Origin of the sequence: Paenibacillus ginsengarvi (assembly GCF_003626695.1) — a bacterium.
Lineage (GTDB): Bacteria > Bacillota > Bacilli > Paenibacillales > NBRC-103111 > Paenibacillus_AB > Paenibacillus_AB ginsengarvi.
The window spans coordinates 41,914-59,248 of the sequence record NZ_RBAH01000009.1 but is presented as its reverse complement, the minus strand read 5'-3'; the positions used below and the strand labels follow the sequence as shown (position 1 = coordinate 59,248).

Below are 17,335 nucleotides of genomic sequence, written 5' to 3'. Positions count from 1 at the left end.
TCGCATGACAACAGTCCCGGGAACAGTTTTAAACGTTTAATAGACCATCCGGAAACAATTCCGAGTGGCCTGATCTTCTGTTTATTGGCAAGGCTGCACAGCTGGAACAAGCAGATTATCGACACGTTCCGTTATTCCCCAGGGGATAGCGATACTCCCCTGAAACGAGTCAAAACCGTTAACTTTTTGTCACTTCAGATAGAATATTCAGACTATTCCGATAAAAATCCGCTCGTCTTATGTCAATTCCTGCGCTTTCCCGGGAAAGTTTTTTATATTTCCGCGGCATCGTCGTAATCGAAGCTCGACCTTTCATCCCGCTCCGCATAACGGTTTTCTGCTTCGCCCGAGCGGTAGAATCCCCCGTTTGCAAGCTTAGCGAGAACCTCGCGATAACTGTAAGAGGCTTGCTGGCTATGATCGAACTTCTGGGCAATGGTTAAGGCCATCTTGATAACCGTCAAGTCCTGCTTGTTCAAATGCACCCCAGATCCCCCCTTTTTCATACGCTCCGCCACCTAGTTTGTCCATGAAAACGAATATCATCCGGGCGGGGCCGGCGAAAATTTGCAGCTCACTCGGTTTTCATATCGCTGTAATTGGTGTAGAATATATAAATCAATAAATGTGATGATTCATTACTGGCAGTTTATTCTTGGTGCAGAAAACCGACTATGCGCTTAAAGGTGGTTTCTGTAACTTTCGCGAGGTGAACGACTCATGCTGGAAAACTTGTACAAGCAAATCGTCATGGATCATTATAAAAATCCCCGCAACAAGGGCAAGCTCGAAGGGGAAGGCGCGATCCAATTCCCATATAAAAATCCGACCTGCGGCGATGTAATGGTCCTGTACATGACGATCGACGAAAATCGCAAAATCAGCGGCGTCAAATTCGAAGGCGAAGGATGCTCGATCAGCATGGCTTCGTGTTCGATGATGACCGATCTGGTGAAAGGCAAGACGGTTGAGGAAGCGGAACATCTGATTCATCTGTTTACCGATATGATCAAAAACGGCGAAGTGCCGGAGGACGAAGAGGAGCTTGGAGATGCACTCGCATTGTCCGGCATCCACAAGCTCAGAGCCCGTCACAATTGTTCGCTGCTCGGCTGGAACGGCCTCGATCGCGCCATCAAGCAGCACGTTCATTCCTGAAAAAAGGGAAGCTCCCGATTCGTTTTTTCGATTCGGGAACTTTTTTTCGTCTATTCGCCGCGAACGCTTATTGAAGAAGCCAGTACAAAGGCACAGATATTAGCGACGTAACGATGCCGCCAAGCCCCATAGCCAGTCCGCCCGCACTGCCCTGAAGCTCGGATTCCCGAATGATTCGCGCCGTCCCTATACCGTGGGAGGCGGTTCCGATTGCAACTCCGAGCGCCACGTCGTCCCGCACGCCGATCCCGCGCAAAAATGCCGGCCCGATCATACTGCCGACGAGCCCGGTTAATACGGTAAGCACCGCTCCAAGCTCAGGGATGCCGCCAAGCTGTCTCACAATTTCGATCGAAATCGGCGAACTGGCCGACTTGGGCAGCGCTGTCACAATAAGCTGCTGCGTCCCCCCTGCCGCCCAGATGAAAAAGGCGCTGCTCGTCATTCCGCACACGCTCCCCGTTAAAACACCGGCGGCAATCGCCTTCAGCTGCCGTTTGAGCCGAACCGCATGTTTGTACATCGGGACGCCGAGGGCGACCGTTGCCGGGCCAAGACAAAAGACGAGAAGGTCACCGCCAACCCGGTACGATTCATAAGGAATGCCGGTCGCCAGCAGCAGGACAATTACAACCGCCGAGCATACGAACAGCGGATGCAGCCAGCGGATTCGCTTTTGTAGGGCGAGGGCGGCCGCGTAAGCCGCAACGGTCACCGTCACGCCGAACAACGGGTCATTCCACCATACGTTTTCCGTCAATCCGCTCGCCCTCCTTTCGCGACAGATGGGCCGTCACTTTGCCGCTGACGGCCAGCACGAGCAGCGTCCCCGCAATCAAGCTGAGACCGATCCCCGCCGCATTGCTGCCGATAATACGGGCGAACGTTATCGTACCGACTATGAACGGCGCAAAAAACAGCATCATGTGCTTGAGCAGAAACTGCGCGCTATCTTCTACCCATTCCAGCTTGACCCATCCCGCGAACAGCGATATAACAAATAGGACTAGTCCGATAACACCTGCCGGCAGCGGAATATGCGCATAATAGCGAAGCAGCAGCCCCGCAAAATGAAACGATAGCAAGATGGCGAGTCCGCGCATCTACGTCCCCCTTTCAACTTTTCGACGTTTCGCTTTTGATTTGCCACAGAAAAGTATATCATATGATACAGAAAACAAATTTTACAAGATGATTGGAGGAATTGGCTAGTGATTTTGACAACTACCCCATCCGTTGAAGGTAAAAGTATCGTAGAGTACATATCCATCGTAACCGGCGAAGCCATTATGGGTGCCAATATTATGCGAGACATCTTCGCTTCCATTACGGACATCGTAGGAGGTCGATCCGGCGCCTATGAGAGCAAACTGAAGGAAGCGCGCGATGTCGCGTTTGAAGAAATGCGCTCCCAAGCGCTCCGTTACGGAGCTAACGCTATCGTCGGCATTGATGTCGACTACGAAGTGATCCGGGACGGCATGTTGATGGTAGCCGTCAGCGGCACTGCGGTACGCGTTCAATAACACGGCCGTCACTGCGTTCGCCAGCTTTCGTCCATGACGAATCCGGCGAACGTTTTTTTGCGTTCCGCCGCAATCCGGCTGTTTTTTGCGAACTGAAGCAGAATCTTGTTGCTTTTTCGCGAATTTTGTCATATTTTTGAGAGAATGCTTGGTTTTACGAGAAGCCCCGGAAACCTGCAACAGAATACGGCAAAACTCAGAGGTGATGCCATGAACAATATCCGCAGTTTTATTCTGGTAAGTTTGCTTGCCGTTCTGCTCTGTCTGATCGCGGCTCCGAAAGCCGTTCACGCCGGTTCGGCATCGGGCATCGCCATTCAGGAGTGGCAGTTTCGATGGGAGTCGGAGCCGGTCCGCAATCCGGACAAATGGTCCGGCGTAACCGTCTCTGACCCGATTCCCGCCAATCCGGCAAACGCCACATCCGCCCGGATCAAGATCGATCTGCCGAAGGCCGGTCCGGATACGGCATGGAACCAGCCGGGGATTTTTATTGACCAATTATATGGCCATCATATTCAAATATTCGCCGGTGAACGGCTCATTTACGAAACATCCCGCAACTATGCTTACGATGTCCATAAAATTGCGCTCCCTTTGGAGCGTTCGGATTTGGGCGGCAGCGTTTATGTCAAAGTCGATACACTAAGCGACCGGATCGGCATTCACGACCGCATTGAGCTGAACAATTACACAGACGGGTTGTACCAGTTTTACAAAATTGATTGGCTCGATCTGATGCTGGGCGGTTCGCTCGTCTTTTTCGGCACGATCATGCTTCTCTGCTCTACGCTTTTACGCAGATCGTACTTGGCCCGATGGATTTCATTGTCTCTCGTCATTTTCACGACCGGGACCTTGATCGTAACCTTTTCACCTCTGCCATATACGTTTTTCAGTCAGTACGGGACCGTTTGGTTAACCATATTCGACTGTTCCTTATACGTCTTTTTGCCGTCGCTTGCGATTTTTATCGAGAAAGCGTTAGATTCTCAGTCCAACATTATTGCCTATTCACGCAAAGTTACGGTGGCCTATTCAAGCTTCTGCATCGCTCTGCTGGCGTTTAATCTGGCAACCACATCGAAATATATCAGCATTTATTATTTTTTCTCTCTCACCGTACTCGGCATCGTGATGATTAGTTTGTTTGCCGTTTTGATTACTACAACGGTGGTCTATGCGATCAAAAAAAATAGGGACGCCCTTATCATGTGCACCGGGTTCGCTCTTTTTGCCTTGACTGCCATCGGCGAGCTCGTCTTTTTTTACGGCAAAAGCAAAAACTACGATATCTTTTTGTGGAAATGGGGCCTTCTTTGCTTCATCGTCGCATTCATTATTATTTTAACGCGGGGATTCGCAAGGGATCACGAGAAGGTGGTCCGCTACTCCAAAGAGCTGGAGCTGTTCAACAACAGGCTTCAGCGTCAGGAGAAGATGGAAATCATCAGCGAGCTTGCCGCTTCCGTCGCTCACGAGGTGCGAAATCCGCTTCAGGTCACAAGGGGTTTCCTGCAATTACTCAGGGAAACGGCGGAAGAAAAGCCCAAAAAGTATTTAGGGTTTGCCATGGATGAGCTGGACCGGGCTTCCGAAATTATTACCGACTTCCTTACTTTCGCCAAACCGCAACTTGACGACATTACCGTGCTCAGCTTATCCGCCGAATTCGAGCATATAGAAGGTATTCTGAGGCCTATGGCCAACATTCAAGGGGGGGATATTCGCGTACAGCTGCCTACAGGTTTGTATGTGAAGGGCAATTCCTCGAAATTGAAGCAAGCATTCGTTAACATGGTGAAGAACAGCATCGAAGCGCTTGAAGACGAGGGCGTTATTCAAATATGGGCGTATCGGGAACGTGAAGATGTCGTCATACATATTAAGGATAATGGAGCGGGGATGGACGAACACGAGCTTTCCCGCTTGGGGGAGCCCTATTTTTCGAGCAAATCGAAAGGTACCGGCTTGGGTCTGATGGTTACATTCCGCATCATCGAAGTGATGCAGGGCAAAATTGAATTTAAAAGCACGAAGGGAGTCGGCACGGAAGCGATTATCCGCTTCCCTTCGGCGGATTAGCGGTTTACCACGCGGCATTGTCCGCAGGGTCGCCGCTATTCAGCGTGTCCGCTGGATTCGGCGGGATGACCAGATAAAACTCGGTTTGCGTCTCCTCTACGGCCTTCAGCTCGATTTCATTGGGAATTTGCACACCAAACGCATCTTGAATCGCCTGCTTCGGATTGTTCAGCAATTGCTGCTTGAATACGGGATCGGACCAGGCCTTCTCGATAATTTGCTGCTTAAGCAGTTGATCTGCCGACATGTTTAACCTCCCTTTCCAATGTTTGGTCTAGTACCAACGGATCAAGTGTATCACGGAAACAGGACGTTTTCTACATTTATTTGTCAATTTTCGACATTATATAGTAAAAACCTCCCGACAATAGCATTTGTTTATCTCGGTCTATAGCACTGGCCGCTGCCGCAAGACCTTCGGTCATATAGGCATGGAACGCAACCAGCTTCGGGATGTGCAGACCGCTCTCTCGAAGCCGCTCATGTCGATCCGCCGCAAGCCTTGCATAACATCCCAGACACCCTTCTACATAGAGCGCTTTCTTCACATCGCTAACAGTAAGCGACAGGCTGCCGCCACGCGCTCGCTCCCTCCCGATCAATGCCAGCAAACAGTTGGCATTTCCGTCCTTCAGATCCTCCATCCAATCGGCGTAATCGTCCGCCATCTGCAGCGTAACAAGCACCTCGTCGATCATGGCGGAGACAGCGGTTACCGCTTCTTCTTGCCCGGATAACAGCAGGAAGCCTGTTGATGCCAGCTTGACCGGACTCGCCTTGTGCGCAACCTTAAGCGGATTCGCCAGCCAGTCGTCGCTGATCCTCTCTCCCGCCACACTGGCGGCCCATTCCCGGCTATACTGCTTGTAGTACGCCCAGAACGGGGAGGCGGAGTCGAACGACTGCCGGTATTGTTCTAAAAACTCCTCTTGCATCATAGCCGCAAGCCCGAGCTGCTCCTTCCAGCCAGGGGCCGGCGTATCCATCAGATCGTCCTGAATAAAGTAAAACAGCATGACGTAAATATTGGCCAAAGCCATCTGTCTGCATGCGCTGTCGCTGCGCCTCGATACTTCGTTCACCCAATAAGGGAGCAAATAGCAGATGTAATTTTTTGTGCTTTCCTTGCGCAGCGGATGAAAGGCATGCAAATACACCCTCCCTTTCTCGGCCAGAGGTTCCGGAAAAGCAGCGATAGTCCGCTCCGCTTCAGCAAAAATATCGGTCAGTTCCTCTTCAAATTCCTGCAGCCAGTTCATACGACCACCGGCGCCTTAGCAAAAACGCTCCCGAACATCGGCACATCCATTACAGGCTCCGGCCCAGTGAGCCAATCGTTCAGTTCGCGTTCCCGCTCCGGCGAAATCGGGCAATCGAGCAAATACTCCGTGGCCGTGCGCATATATTCGGCTAAAGCTTTCCGGGTTTGCCCGGATTCCTCGCGCAACGCGTACAAGGTGGTGCCGAGAGAAACGAAGCCGGCTTGGCGAAGCTCCAACAGCAAAGCGGATTTCAGCTCCAGAAAGGAGCGTTTGCCGCGCAGGGCATGACGCGCTTTAGCATACAGCTCGGAAAATAAAGGAAGCTTCTCATCCGGACGATACCGGCTGTCATCGTAATCGACGATAACGACGACCGAGCCTTCGTGCGTATGCTCCGCCAGCCACCTCGCAAGGCTCAGCCGATCCGGAATATGCAGCATAACGAGTCTTGCCAGCACCGCATCGTAGGAGCCACAGCCGGTCAGTGATTCGTAGCTTCCGTGAACGAAGCTCATATTGTGTCCCTGTCTGGATAAGGCTTGCCGGTACATCGCCTCGTCCAGCTCTACGCCGGTCCATTCCATATGCGGATAACAAGCAGCAAGCTTGGCCATATAAGCGCCGTTGCCGCAGCCGAGATCGAGCGCCTTGATCCGACGCTGCACGAATAGCTGCCGGTACAGCAAACGCTCTTCCGTATCGAAAAATAGGTCCGCCGTAACGTTTAACATGCGGCCCAGCCTTTCCGCCTTCGTATCCAATCGCCATCCACCATCCTACGTTATATCCATTTTATAATAGTCCTCAACTCATTATAGCACGGAAGAACTATTCATAAATCATTCTCATTTGGGCCTATAACGCAAATAAACTCCTTTCCCGTTTGGCCTGCGCCTTTGCGGAAAAGGAGTGATCTCTAGCTGTTGTCAAGGTTGCTCGTACCAGCTCTGGTATTTCTGAATGTCGCCGGCTCCCATGAATAGGAGCACACTATCGCGGTATTGGTTAAGGTCGTTAATCGTTTCCTCGGAAATAAAACGCGAAGCCGGTATCTTATCGATCAAATTTTGAATCGATATGCCGCCTTGATTTTCGCGAGCCGAGCCGAATATGCTACACAGATACACCTCGTCTGCACCGGACAACGAAGCGGCGAAATCGTCGATGAACGCTTCAAGCCGGGAGAACGTATGCGGCTGGAACACCGAAACGATTTTTTTGTCCGGGTATTTAGAGCGCACCGCATCGAGTGTTGCCATAATTTCGGTCGGGTGATGCGCATAATCGTCAATGACGATATTGCTGCGCACCGCCTTTTCGCTAAACCGGCGTTTGACGCCTCCGAATGTCGCCAGCAGCCGTCTGACCTCGTCCAGATTCAGATCCTCCAGGACGGAAACGCCGATAACGGCAAGCGCATTTAATACGTTATGACGGCCGAACGCCGAAACCGTAAACGTTCCGATTTTATTTTGATGCAGCAGCACGTCAAAAGTCATTCCGCCTTCTCCGGCACGGATATGCTCCGCGCGAAGATCATTCTCCTCGCCAAAGCCGTAGTACAAAACGGGAACTTTCGGTCTCAGCTTGCGTACCTGTGCGTCGTCGCCGCAGGCGATAAGCTTCTTGCCCACTTTCTCCGACATTTGCTGGAACGCGAGGGTAACATCGTCCATTCCCGTAAAATAATCGGGGTGATCGAAATCGATATTCGTAATAATCGCGTAATCCGGCGCATAGGCGAGAAAATGACGGCGATATTCACAGCTTTCAAAGACGAAATATTTGCTGTCCGGCACGCCGGAGCCGGTTCCGTCGCCAATGAGGTAAGAGGTCCGCGTTAAGCCGCCGAACGTATGCGCCAGCATGCCGGTCGTGGTCGTTTTGCCGTGCGCTCCCGTAACGGCTATGCTCGTAAACCGGTGAATCCAGTTCCCCAGAAAGTGATGGTACCGCTCGACCGGAACGCCTAGCTGTCCGCACTTTACAATTTCGGGATGATCGTCCGCAAACGCATTGGAGGCGATGGCTCTGAAGCCGCTGCTTTCGATTTCGCTTTCACCGAAACGGTAAATCGGAATTCCTCTTCGCTCAAGAGGCTTTTGTGTAAAAAACTCCGTATCCGTATCGGAGCCTTGCACCGTATGTCCGGAATCATGCAAGACTTGAGCTAGCGCGCTCATTCCGGAGCCTTTTATGCCGATCAGGTGAAATTTATCCATGAGAAGCCCTCCTACTTGTTCTTAAGAGCCCTTTCGCCTACTTGTTGCATACATCATCAGTGTATGAAAAAGCGCCCCAGTCTGTGCTCCCGCCTATCCGACTTGCTTCTTCACCAGCTTAGCCGGAAAATCGTCCTAGTAGTCGCCTTCCGGTCCGATCCGATTGGCAGCCAGCGAATAATAAGCCGCCGTCCGGGAACGTTATGTAAGTAAGTCATATACCTGACTTGACGAAAGGAGAGTTACGCGATGGCCAAACCGGACGATCGTTCCGACAACGCCGAGAAACTGAAGCGCATGGCTCAGCAGACGGCGGAAAACCTGGAGGAAGCCGAGCAATATTTGGACGAGCATGCGGACGAAATATCCGCTATGGAAAAACAAGATATCGCAGCGAAAAACGAAAGACGCCGTTCCAGCATTTCCGGCTTTGAGGAAGAAGCGCAGGACGAGTCGAACAACGCGGAGTAGTTCACCCGGAGCGAATAAGCCCTTTGCAGCTATTGTGCATCGGGCTTATTGCTTTTTACACGCGGTTCATCCGAAGGAGGCAACGGCGTGTTTGCAAACACGCCCTAGTTCACGGCGAACGCCCAGTGATCTTTCGCAAGCCATGCAGCCGGAAACTTGGCGCGAGCCTCGCTCAGCAATCGCTCCGCCTGCTCCTCCTGGTAACGGGAACTGATATGGGTCAAGATAAGCGACTTGGCATCGGCTTTTCGTGCGACTTCCGCAGCCTCCTCCGCCGTAGCATGATAATATGCCTGAGCCAGATCGTGCATGGAAGAATCAAACGTCGCTTCGTGAACGAGCACATCGGCATTCACTGCTAATCCGACAGCCGCTTCGCAATATCTCGTGTCGCCAAGAATCACTATTTTTTTGCCCGGGATGGGCGAACCGATAAACGACTTGCCGTCAATAACCGAACCGTCCGGCAGCTCTACCGTTTCCCCTCGCTTGATCCGGCCGAATACCGGTCCGGGCTTGATGCCGAGCGCCTTCACTTTGTCGGCGTCCAGCTTGCCCGGCTTATCCTTCTCGACGACACGGTAGCCGTAGCTGTCGATCCGATGGTCGAGTTTCGCGCAGTGCACTACAAATTGATCATCCTCAAACACGATGCCCTCTTCCACTTCCCGGATCGACAATTCGTACGACAGATGTGCGCCGCTAAGACGCAGCACCGGCTCCAGCATCGCCTCGAGACCCGGGGGCCCGAACAAGGTGAGCGGAGATGTGCCCCCCTGATTGGAGCGGCTCGTGAGCAAACCTGGTAGACCGTACACGTGATCGCCATGCAAATGCGTAATATAAAGATGTTCCAGCCTGCTTGCCTTGAGCGGCGAGCGCAGCATCTGGTGCTGCGTGCCTTCGCCGCAGTCGAACAGCCACATCGAGCCGCGTTCGTCATACAGCGTCAAGGCGATGGCCGTTACGTTCCTTTCCTTCGACGGCATGCCTGCCCCCGTACCGAGAAAATAAAGCTCCATGCGTCTCCTCCCGCCGGATTTAGGCTTTGTCTACGTTGAAGTAGCGCGCCTCCGGATGGGCGAACACCATCGCGGAAACCGACGCCTCCGGCTCCATCATGAATCCTTCCGTCAGCTCTACGCCGATATCTTCCGGCTTCATCAGGCGGAACAGCGGTCCTTGGTCCTCGAGGTTCGGACAGGCCGGGTAGCCGAACGATACCCGGATGCCCTGGTATCTGGCGCCCCAACGCTGCTGCATCGTCAGCTCCGGCGAATCCGGGAAGCCCCACATATCGCGCATCATATGATGCATCCGCTCGGCGAACCCTTCCGCAAGCTCGATCGCGAACGATTGCAGCGCATGGGAGCGCAAGTAATCGCCCTGATCTTTCATCTCCTCCGCTCTCGCCCGGATGCCCTGACCGGCGGTTACGACGAGAAAGCCGATATAATCCATCGTTCCGCTCGATACCGGCTTCAGGAAGTCGGCAAGGCACAGGAACGGATCTACTTCCTGGCGCGGGAACGTGAACCGGTGCAGCACCTCGGCCGGATTTAACGGATCGTATACGAGAATGTCGTTGCCGTCCGACTGAGCCGGGAAGAAGCGGTACATGCCGCTTGCCTTGACCAGTCCGTCCGCTTTGGCTTCGGCGAACAGGCCGTCCACCGTTTCCTTCAGCTGCAGCGCCTTCGGATCTTTTTCCTCGAGCAGCTTATCCACATTGCCGCGCAAGCCGAGATGGTGACCAAGCAGCGTGCGCATATTGACATAAGGATAAATGTGGTCGATCGGATAGTCCTTTAGCACATGTCTTTCCATATCCGGCGGAATGTATACGGGGACGTCCTGCGATACGGTCGATTTGGCCGCGCGCGTCAGCTTCACTTCGTCCGCCGGTTTTCCCGTTTCCATCACGACCGAGTCCATGCTGTCGCGCAGCTCCTGAATGAGCTTCTGGCGCTGCTCGGCGTCGCTGAGCTTGTTGGCGATATCGAGACCGTCCATCGCATCCTTCGCGTACAGCACGACTCCGTCGTATTCGGGAGCAATTCTCGTCTTCGTAAACTTCCGGGTCAGCGCGGCTCCGCCTACGAGAATCGGTACCTCGATGCCGGCCGACTTCAAGTCCTGGGCGGTGACGACCATCTGCTGCGCCGATTTGACGAGCAGACCGGACAAGCCGATCGCATCCGGCTTTTCTTTGCGGTATGCTTCGATCAGCTGCTCCGGCGGCACTTTGATACCGAGGTTGATGATCTGGTAGCCGTTGTTCGACAAAATGATCTCGACCAGGTTTTTACCGATATCATGAACGTCGCCTTTGACGGTGGCGAGCAAGATCTTGCCCTTGACCGCGCTCTCGTTGCGCTCCATAAACGGCTCAAGGAACGAAACGGATGCCTTCATCACTTCGGCGCTTTGCAGCACCTCGGCAACGATCAGCTCGTTGTTGTTGAACAGTCGGCCTACTTCCTCCATCCCTTTCATGAGCGGTCCGTTAATAATGTCGAGAGGCGCATATTTCCCCATCGCTTCTTCCAGATCGGGAATCAGCCCTTCCTTCGTGCCTTCCACGACGTAGGAGCCAAGCCTTTCTTCGAGCGTCAGATTCGTCGCCTTTTCCTTCTTCTCGACCTTCTTCTCGCGGAAGTAAGCTACGAATTCGGCAAGCGTCTCATCGCTCGTATCATAGATAAGCGCCTCCGCCAGCTTCCGTTCTTCCTCGGAAATGGACGCGTACCGCTGGAGCTTCTCCGTGTTCACGATGGCGTAGTCGAGTCCGGCCTTCGTACAATGGTACAAATAAACGGAGTTGAGCACTTCGCGGCCTGCGTCCGGAAGACCGAACGAAATGTTGCTGAGGCCCAAAATCGTTTTGCTTTCCGGATACTTTTCTTTGATCATTCGAATGCCTTCGATCGTTTCGACGGCGGAGCCGATATACTGCGGATCGCCGGAGCCGACCGGGAACATGTTCGGATCGAAAATGATATCCTGCGGGTCCAGACCATACTTTTCTGTGAGCAGCTTGTAGGCGCGGTCGGCCACTTCCATCTTGGCCTGTCTGGTTACCGCTTGTCCCCGTTCGTCGATCAGGATCATGACGACCGAGGCGCCGTATCTATGGATTAGCGGAACGATGCTCTGGAACTTCGTCTCGCCGTCCTCCAGATTAATGGAGTTAATGATCGCTTTCCCTTGCGAATGCTTGAGACCGAGTTCGATAATGTGATCGTATGTCGAGTCGATCATGAGCGGCGCTTTTACTTTTTTGACGACCTGCTGTAAAAAATGCTCCATCGCATACGCTTCGTCGATGTCCGTATCCTGCAAGTTGATATCGACGACATGCGCGCCGTTTTTCACCTGCGCTCTCGCGATTTCCGAGCCTTCCTCGAACTTGCCTTCCTTAATCAGCCGCTTGAATTTGCGCGATCCGGAAATGTTCGTGCGCTCGCCGACCATAAGCGGCCGGTTTTCCGGCTCGATATAAACCGTTTCGATACCCGATACGGCAGACGGATGGACACCGTACTGCGAACGCGGCTTGATTTGAGCCATCGTCTCGGCTATGGCGCGAATATGGTCCGGCGTTGTGCCGCAGCAACCCCCGGCAATATTGATCCAGCCCTGTTCGGCGAAGTCGCCGAGTTTTTTGGCGAGCGATGCGGGCGATTCGTGATAATGGCCGTTTTCGTCGGGCAAACCGGCATTCGGGTAGCAGCTGATGGCAGACTTCGCGATCGAAGACAAGGAGCGGATGTGATCCTTCATAAATTCCGGACCGGTCGCACAGTTCAGCCCGATCGAGACCGGATGCAGATGCTCGAGCGAAATGTAAAACGATTCGATATTTTGCCCCGCGAGCGTCGTGCCCATCGGCTCGATCGTCCCGGATATCATAATCGGCAGCGTGATGCCGGAAGCTTCATACGCCTTGCGGATTCCGATGCTGCCGGCCTTAACGTTAAGCGTATCCTGCGAAGTTTCGAGCAGCAGTGCATCGACGCCCGCTTCGATCAAAGCCAGCGCCTGCTCGTAATAACTATCGACCAGCCCGTCAAACGTCACGCCTCCCGTAACGGATAACGTCTTGGTCGTTGGTCCCATCGCGCCGGCGACGTAACGCGGCCACTCCGGCGTCGAAAATTTGCGAGCCGCATCCACGGCGATTTTGGCGGCGGCCAAATTCAGCTCCCGGGCCCGCTCGGGGATATCGTACTCGGCCAATACGACGCTGGTCGATCCGAACGTATTCGTCTCCAAAATGTCGGCGCCCGCAGCGAGATAGGCCTCGTGAATTTTTTGCAGCACATCCGGTCTCGTGACGGACAATATTTCGTTGCAGCCCTCCAGCTCTTCCCCGCCAAAGTCGTCCGCGGTCAAGTTTTCCTGCTGGAGCATCGTGCCCATCGCTCCGTCGAGAATCAATATTTTATGCTTCAGCCTTTCCGCCAAAGACGTTTTTTGCATATGATCCACCCCTTATGTCAGCCATCCGTTTCTATGATGTTTAGTCTACCAGAATACACCGCTTTTCGAAAGAGTGACATTATCCAGTTTTCTTATCGGAATTGACAAATTAATTCATTCGGTTCCATCGACACCCGTATCGTTTTCGCATATAATCGTAATCATAGGCAATTATTTTTTTCATGGAGGGACTTACGATGGCAGAAATTCGCATTCGCAATACGAACGAGCGCATCCAGGGAGAGGAGAACGTCAGATCGTTTCTGGAGCGGCAGGAAGTGCTGTACGAGCATTGGAATCCTTCCAAGCTCGCCGCCGAGCTTCAAGAAAAATTTATCCTCTCCGATGACGAGAAACAGCAAATCCTGAATACGTTCGACTCGGAAATTCGCGATCTCGCAGGCCGCCGCGGCTATCGCACCTGGGACGTCATCGCTTTGTCCGACGCTACGCCGAACCTCGACGAGCTGCTGAAAAAATTCGAGCAGGTGCATACCCATACGGAAGACGAAGTCCGCGCCATTACGGCCGGCAAAGGCATCTTTATTATCAAAGGCTCCGATGACGTAGGTTACTTCGACGTCGAGCTGGAAGCCGGCGACGTCATTTCCGTTCCGGAAAACAAGCCGCACTTCTTCACGCTGATGGAAAACCGCAAAATCGTAGCCGTCCGCCTCTTTATCGAGACCGAAGGCTGGATCGCCCATCCGTATAGTGATCCGTCGTTCCAAAAAGCGTAAACGCTGCGTACCGAAAACGAGCCCGAAGCTCTCCTTGCGGAAAGCCTCGGGCTTTTTGGCGCATCGCAGGCGACTACGCGCCGAGCAAGCTGCGGATTTGCCGTAAATTGGCGATCTCGTAAACAGGCACGATCTCGTCGCTGCGAATCATGCCGTGACGGTTAATCCAGACCGACTTCATGCCGACTCCGTTCGCCCCGAGAATATCCGTTGTCAGCTTGTCCCCTACCATGAGGCCTTCTTCCGGCTGAATGCCGAGCAGCTCCATCGCATGATGGAAAATAGCCGAGGCCGGTTTGCCCTGGCCGAACGATCCGGATATGACGATATGGTCGAAATAGTCCGCAAGCCCCGGAACGCCGGCAATTTTCTCCCGCTGCAAGTCAGGCGAGCCGTTCGTAAGCAGCAGCAGCTTGACGTTGCCCTTCAGCTCGTTCAGCACCTCGAACGTTTCCTCATACACAAGCGGTCTCGCTCTGCGCTCTTGCGGGAACATCTCCCCGAGCCGGTAACCGAGCGCTTCGTCATCGATGCCTAACGCCTTAAGTCCTTTTGTCCACGAGGCGCTGCGGTATCCCGGCGCCAGCTTCTCCAGCTTGCGGAACGACTCCTGCTCGCCTGCGCTGAAGCGGGCCCACAGTCCTTCGAACGGGTTGATCCCGATCTGCTTTGTAAACGGAAACGTTTCGAACGATTCGTACAAGTCGCGCGCTTCACCGCGCACCGCTTCCTCCAGCTTGCCCGGATCGAGTGGATACGCTTCGGCGGCGGCGAGGCATGTGGCCCGAAACGCTTCCTTCACACTACGCTCGTCCCACAAAAGCGTATCGTCCAGATCGAATAAAACAGCTTGGATAGTCATGATCCGTTTCTCCCCTTGTCCCATTAAACCGTTTCATCTTTATAAGAAATGCCATTAGTTTCGGCGAATTTTTTCAATCGCGCAGAAATAGCCGGTATGTCATACAAGTTCTGGAACTTGGACAGCACCCAGCGCGTTTTTTTCCCTTTTAGCTGAATGGCCACGCTGCCCGATTGCACCGCTATCGATTCGACCTCGTCCGCTCCGAACACTTTATCGAGCCCCATGCGGCGGGTTGCGAGCTTTTGCCTGCCGATCTTAATGTACGGCCTGCGCAGGAAATACATAACGCCCAGCGCAAAATAGCCTAACACGGTAATCCAATACAACGTCTGCGACTCATATAGCGTGACGGAGACGATTGCGAAAAAAAGCGAGACCGCGACGAGCAGCGCCGGCAAAAACCAGCTTCTGCCTTTGAAAATGTCCATTTGCTCCTGATTCGTTGCTGCCGTGATCGGGGTGTGACCCGATTTTTTTCGTTTGGCATTAAGTTCCTTGCTGTTTTTTACGACCATTCGTTCCCATTTGCGGGACATGCGAATCCTCCATTCAGCTAAAACTCCCCTGCAAAGTGAAGCTTGGGCTTCGCATCTTATTCCACAACCTTTGCGGGGAGCCCCGAAACTTATTCATTCTTTGATGTTAACCAAAATTCAAGCTGCGATTGCTTCGAAAGTGAACGCGCGGCCGTTTGGAGCGATTAGTTCGGCTTTTTATCGGAACCGTCTTTGTTATCGTCCACAAATTCTATCGAGTCTAGCTGGGCTCTTAACGAAGTACGAAACGCTTCGATATATATTTTGCGCAGTTGGTTGCGCTCCTCCAGCTCCTCATCGGTCAAACCGACCGTATTCGCTTTTCTGGCCAGCTCGTTGATACGGGCGATCATCTGTTCGGTAACCATATTCGACCTCCTTCTGTCGGTTATCTCCTACTTTGACATGGTTCGGAGCCCCTTGTCAAGGAAGCCGGACGGAAACAAGCAAAAGCCCGGCACGTAGGAGCCGGGCAATCTGTATTCGTATATAGGAACGGTTCCAAACGCCTTGCGGCAACCGCCGATCATGGATGAATGAAGGGTCGCTTTGCGAACAAAATGGTTACGGCAGCAGCAGAACTTGACCGGCTTGCAGCGGCGAAGATGAGATTCCGTTCAGCTTCTTCAGCTTCTGTATGTAAACGCGAATATCTTCGCCCTTCTGGACGCGGGTCTCGGATATTGACCATAACGTATCCCCGGGCTTCACGATGACTTGTTCGTGCTTGGTAATGCTGGCAGCCTGTACTTCGCCGTCACCGGCGAAAGCGTGGACGATCGCTCCGACTCCAACAACCAGCAAGATAATACTTGCAATGGCCGCAAATCGAATGATCCATCTAAGCCGCGAGACTCTCGAGCAATCGCTCGAATCGGTTTTGGAAGCCGATACAGGGGCAGAAGATGTACGGTAGATGCTCTTGTACTCGTCAGGGATATAATATGCTGCTGTAGCCATTTGATTTTCCTCCCAAACATTTGTTCTGGTCTCAGATTAACACGAACACTTATTCGCGTCAATAACTTTTTTCGAACTAATGTTCGCATTCGTTCGCCTCGCGTTCGCATTTCTGTTCGGTAGCTGTACTCGGAAGCGGCGGAGTCCGTCTAGGCTTGTCCTAGCTCATTTCCATCCATCATATGGTTCTGACGGACGATATATGTCCGAAATGTGGAAAAAACACGTTATTTTTGCTTAAAAACCGCGCCATTATCGAACTTATGTTTGTACGAACTCGAGTTCTGTGGTATAATTTACCCAAATAATACGTTTGTATTGGAGTGATCATCGTGAGCAAGGTTTCCAATCGCCAACAAGCGATACTCGAATTTATTAAGAACGAAGTGCGCGATAAAGGATATCCCCCTTCCGTGCGGGAAATCGGCGAGGCCGTAGGGCTTGCGTCCAGCTCCACGGTGCATGGCCATCTGGATCGGCTGGAAAGAAAAGGCCTTATTCGCAGAGACCCCACGAAGCCGAGAGCAATCGAAATTCTCGGCCATGACGACTCGGCGTCGGCTTTCTCCTTCTCCGTTGCGCGGGTTCCTTTGATCGGTAAAGTGACGGCCGGTGTTCCCATTACGGCTACTGAAAATATTGAAGAGTATTTTCCGCTTCCAAGCCATTTTGTCGGCGACCATAACGTCTTTATGCTTCGCGTAGTCGGCGAGAGCATGATCGAAGCCGGCATTCACAACAACGATTACGTCATCGTCAAGCAGCAGCCGACGGCCGATAACGGCGATATCGTCGTTGCGATGACCGAAGACGACGAAGCTACGGTGAAAACGTTCTACAAGGAGCGCGATCACATTCGCCTCCAGCCGGAAAATCCGGCGATGGAACCGATCCGCCTTCGCAACGTGACCATACTCGGCAAAGTAATCGGCCTGTTCCGCGACATTCATTAATTGTTCATAACACAAAAACCACAGCTTCCGATACCGGAGACTGTGGTTTTTGTTTATCGCGTTAACAGCATATGG

General features: G+C 52.8%; 19 protein-coding genes. 6 read left to right on the top strand and 13 right to left on the bottom strand.

Annotation, left to right across the window (positions count from 1 at the left end; all coding sequences use genetic code 11):
* Window positions 1-272: 272 nt before the first annotated feature.
* The gene (locus D7M11_RS14080) at window positions 273-506 is read right to left on the bottom strand and encodes a hypothetical protein (RefSeq protein ID WP_147433435.1); all 234 of its coding nucleotides are present in this window, start codon (window positions 504-506) and stop codon (window positions 273-275) included.
* Window positions 507-720: 214 nt separating this feature from the next.
* On the opposite strand from D7M11_RS14080, the gene sufU reads away from it, so the two are divergent.
* Entirely contained in the window at window positions 721-1,158 is a 438-nt protein-coding gene (sufU, locus tag D7M11_RS14075; RefSeq protein WP_120747871.1) for a Fe-S cluster assembly sulfur transfer protein SufU, read from the top strand.
* Window positions 1,159-1,225: 67 nt separating this feature from the next.
* On the opposite strand, the gene D7M11_RS14070 is transcribed toward sufU, so the two are convergent.
* The gene (locus D7M11_RS14070; protein ID WP_120747870.1) at window positions 1,226-1,918 is read right to left on the bottom strand and encodes an LrgB family protein; all 693 of its coding nucleotides are present in this window, start codon (window positions 1,916-1,918) and stop codon (window positions 1,226-1,228) included.
* Window positions 1,893-2,261 carry a CidA/LrgA family protein gene (locus tag D7M11_RS14065; RefSeq protein ID WP_120747869.1) on the bottom strand — a complete coding sequence of 123 codons (369 nt, stop codon included), beginning with the start codon at window positions 2,259-2,261 and terminating at the stop codon, window positions 1,893-1,895. Before D7M11_RS14065 ends, D7M11_RS14070 begins: the two co-directional genes overlap by 26 nt.
* A 108-nt stretch (window positions 2,262-2,369) precedes the next feature.
* On the opposite strand from D7M11_RS14065, the gene D7M11_RS14060 reads away from it, so the two are divergent.
* Together D7M11_RS14060 and D7M11_RS14055 are read left to right on the top strand one after the other, a co-directional pair.
* Window positions 2,370-2,684 (top strand): heavy metal-binding domain-containing protein, encoded by a 315-nt coding sequence (locus D7M11_RS14060; RefSeq protein ID WP_120747868.1) that lies wholly within the window; start codon window positions 2,370-2,372, stop codon window positions 2,682-2,684.
* Window positions 2,685-2,894: 210 nt separating this feature from the next.
* A complete protein-coding gene (locus D7M11_RS14055; RefSeq protein ID WP_158606596.1) occupies window positions 2,895-4,769 on the top strand; it encodes a sensor histidine kinase in 1,875 nt (624 codons plus the stop codon).
* Between the two features lie 4 nt (window positions 4,770-4,773).
* Here the strand turns inward: D7M11_RS14055 and D7M11_RS14050 are convergent, their stop codons facing one another.
* From D7M11_RS14050 to murC, 4 genes are all read right to left on the bottom strand, one after another.
* Window positions 4,774-5,016, bottom strand: a complete 243-nt coding sequence (locus D7M11_RS14050; RefSeq protein WP_120747866.1) for an NHLP leader peptide family RiPP precursor — start codon at window positions 5,014-5,016, stop codon at window positions 4,774-4,776.
* A 76-nt stretch (window positions 5,017-5,092) separates the two neighbouring features.
* Window positions 5,093-6,028, bottom strand: a complete 936-nt coding sequence (locus D7M11_RS14045) for a hypothetical protein (protein ID WP_120747865.1) — start codon at window positions 6,026-6,028, stop codon at window positions 5,093-5,095.
* The gene (locus D7M11_RS14040) at window positions 6,025-6,792 is read right to left on the bottom strand and encodes a class I SAM-dependent methyltransferase (RefSeq protein ID WP_120747864.1); all 768 of its coding nucleotides are present in this window, start codon (window positions 6,790-6,792) and stop codon (window positions 6,025-6,027) included. The genes D7M11_RS14045 and D7M11_RS14040 overlap by 4 nt, the downstream gene beginning before the upstream one ends.
* A 165-nt stretch (window positions 6,793-6,957) precedes the next feature.
* Entirely contained in the window at window positions 6,958-8,253 is a 1,296-nt protein-coding gene (gene murC, locus D7M11_RS14035; RefSeq protein ID WP_120747863.1) for a UDP-N-acetylmuramate--L-alanine ligase, read from the bottom strand.
* A gap of 249 nt (window positions 8,254-8,502) precedes the next feature.
* On the opposite strand from murC, the gene tlp reads away from it, so the two are divergent.
* Window positions 8,503-8,724: a small acid-soluble spore protein Tlp gene (gene tlp / locus D7M11_RS14030; protein ID WP_120747862.1), complete on the top strand. Its 222-nt coding sequence runs from the start codon at window positions 8,503-8,505 to the stop codon at window positions 8,722-8,724.
* A 104-nt stretch (window positions 8,725-8,828) separates the two neighbouring features.
* On the opposite strand, the gene rnz is transcribed toward tlp, so the two are convergent.
* The gene (gene rnz / locus D7M11_RS14025; protein ID WP_120747861.1) at window positions 8,829-9,746 is read right to left on the bottom strand and encodes a ribonuclease Z; all 918 of its coding nucleotides are present in this window, start codon (window positions 9,744-9,746) and stop codon (window positions 8,829-8,831) included.
* A gap of 19 nt (window positions 9,747-9,765) precedes the next feature.
* The gene (gene metH / locus D7M11_RS14020) at window positions 9,766-13,206 is read right to left on the bottom strand and encodes a methionine synthase (RefSeq protein WP_120747860.1); all 3,441 of its coding nucleotides are present in this window, start codon (window positions 13,204-13,206) and stop codon (window positions 9,766-9,768) included.
* 197 nt (window positions 13,207-13,403) lie between these two features.
* On the opposite strand from metH, the gene D7M11_RS14015 reads away from it, so the two are divergent.
* The gene (locus D7M11_RS14015) at window positions 13,404-13,946 is read left to right on the top strand and encodes a 1,2-dihydroxy-3-keto-5-methylthiopentene dioxygenase (protein ID WP_120747859.1); all 543 of its coding nucleotides are present in this window, start codon (window positions 13,404-13,406) and stop codon (window positions 13,944-13,946) included.
* A 73-nt stretch (window positions 13,947-14,019) separates the two neighbouring features.
* Here D7M11_RS14015 and D7M11_RS14010 read toward each other — a convergent pair whose 3' ends face one another.
* The 4 genes from D7M11_RS14010 to D7M11_RS13995 form a co-directional block, all read right to left on the bottom strand.
* Window positions 14,020-14,808 carry an HAD family hydrolase gene (locus tag D7M11_RS14010; RefSeq protein ID WP_120748052.1) on the bottom strand — a complete coding sequence of 263 codons (789 nt, stop codon included), beginning with the start codon at window positions 14,806-14,808 and terminating at the stop codon, window positions 14,020-14,022.
* A 23-nt stretch (window positions 14,809-14,831) separates the two neighbouring features.
* Window positions 14,832-15,347, bottom strand: coding sequence for a hypothetical protein (locus tag D7M11_RS14005; protein WP_120747858.1), 516 nt, complete (start codon window positions 15,345-15,347; stop codon window positions 14,832-14,834).
* Window positions 15,348-15,511: 164 nt separating this feature from the next.
* A complete protein-coding gene (locus D7M11_RS14000; RefSeq protein WP_120747857.1) occupies window positions 15,512-15,715 on the bottom strand; it encodes a DUF896 domain-containing protein in 204 nt (67 codons plus the stop codon).
* Between the two features lie 196 nt (window positions 15,716-15,911).
* Window positions 15,912-16,307, bottom strand: coding sequence for a LysM peptidoglycan-binding domain-containing protein (locus D7M11_RS13995; protein ID WP_120747856.1), 396 nt, complete (start codon window positions 16,305-16,307; stop codon window positions 15,912-15,914).
* A gap of 332 nt (window positions 16,308-16,639) precedes the next feature.
* Between D7M11_RS13995 and lexA the strand changes: the two genes are divergently transcribed.
* On the top strand, window positions 16,640-17,260 hold the full coding sequence (lexA, locus tag D7M11_RS13990) for a transcriptional repressor LexA (RefSeq protein ID WP_120747855.1): 621 nt from the start codon (window positions 16,640-16,642) through the stop codon (window positions 17,258-17,260).
* Window positions 17,261-17,335 lie beyond the last annotated feature (75 nt).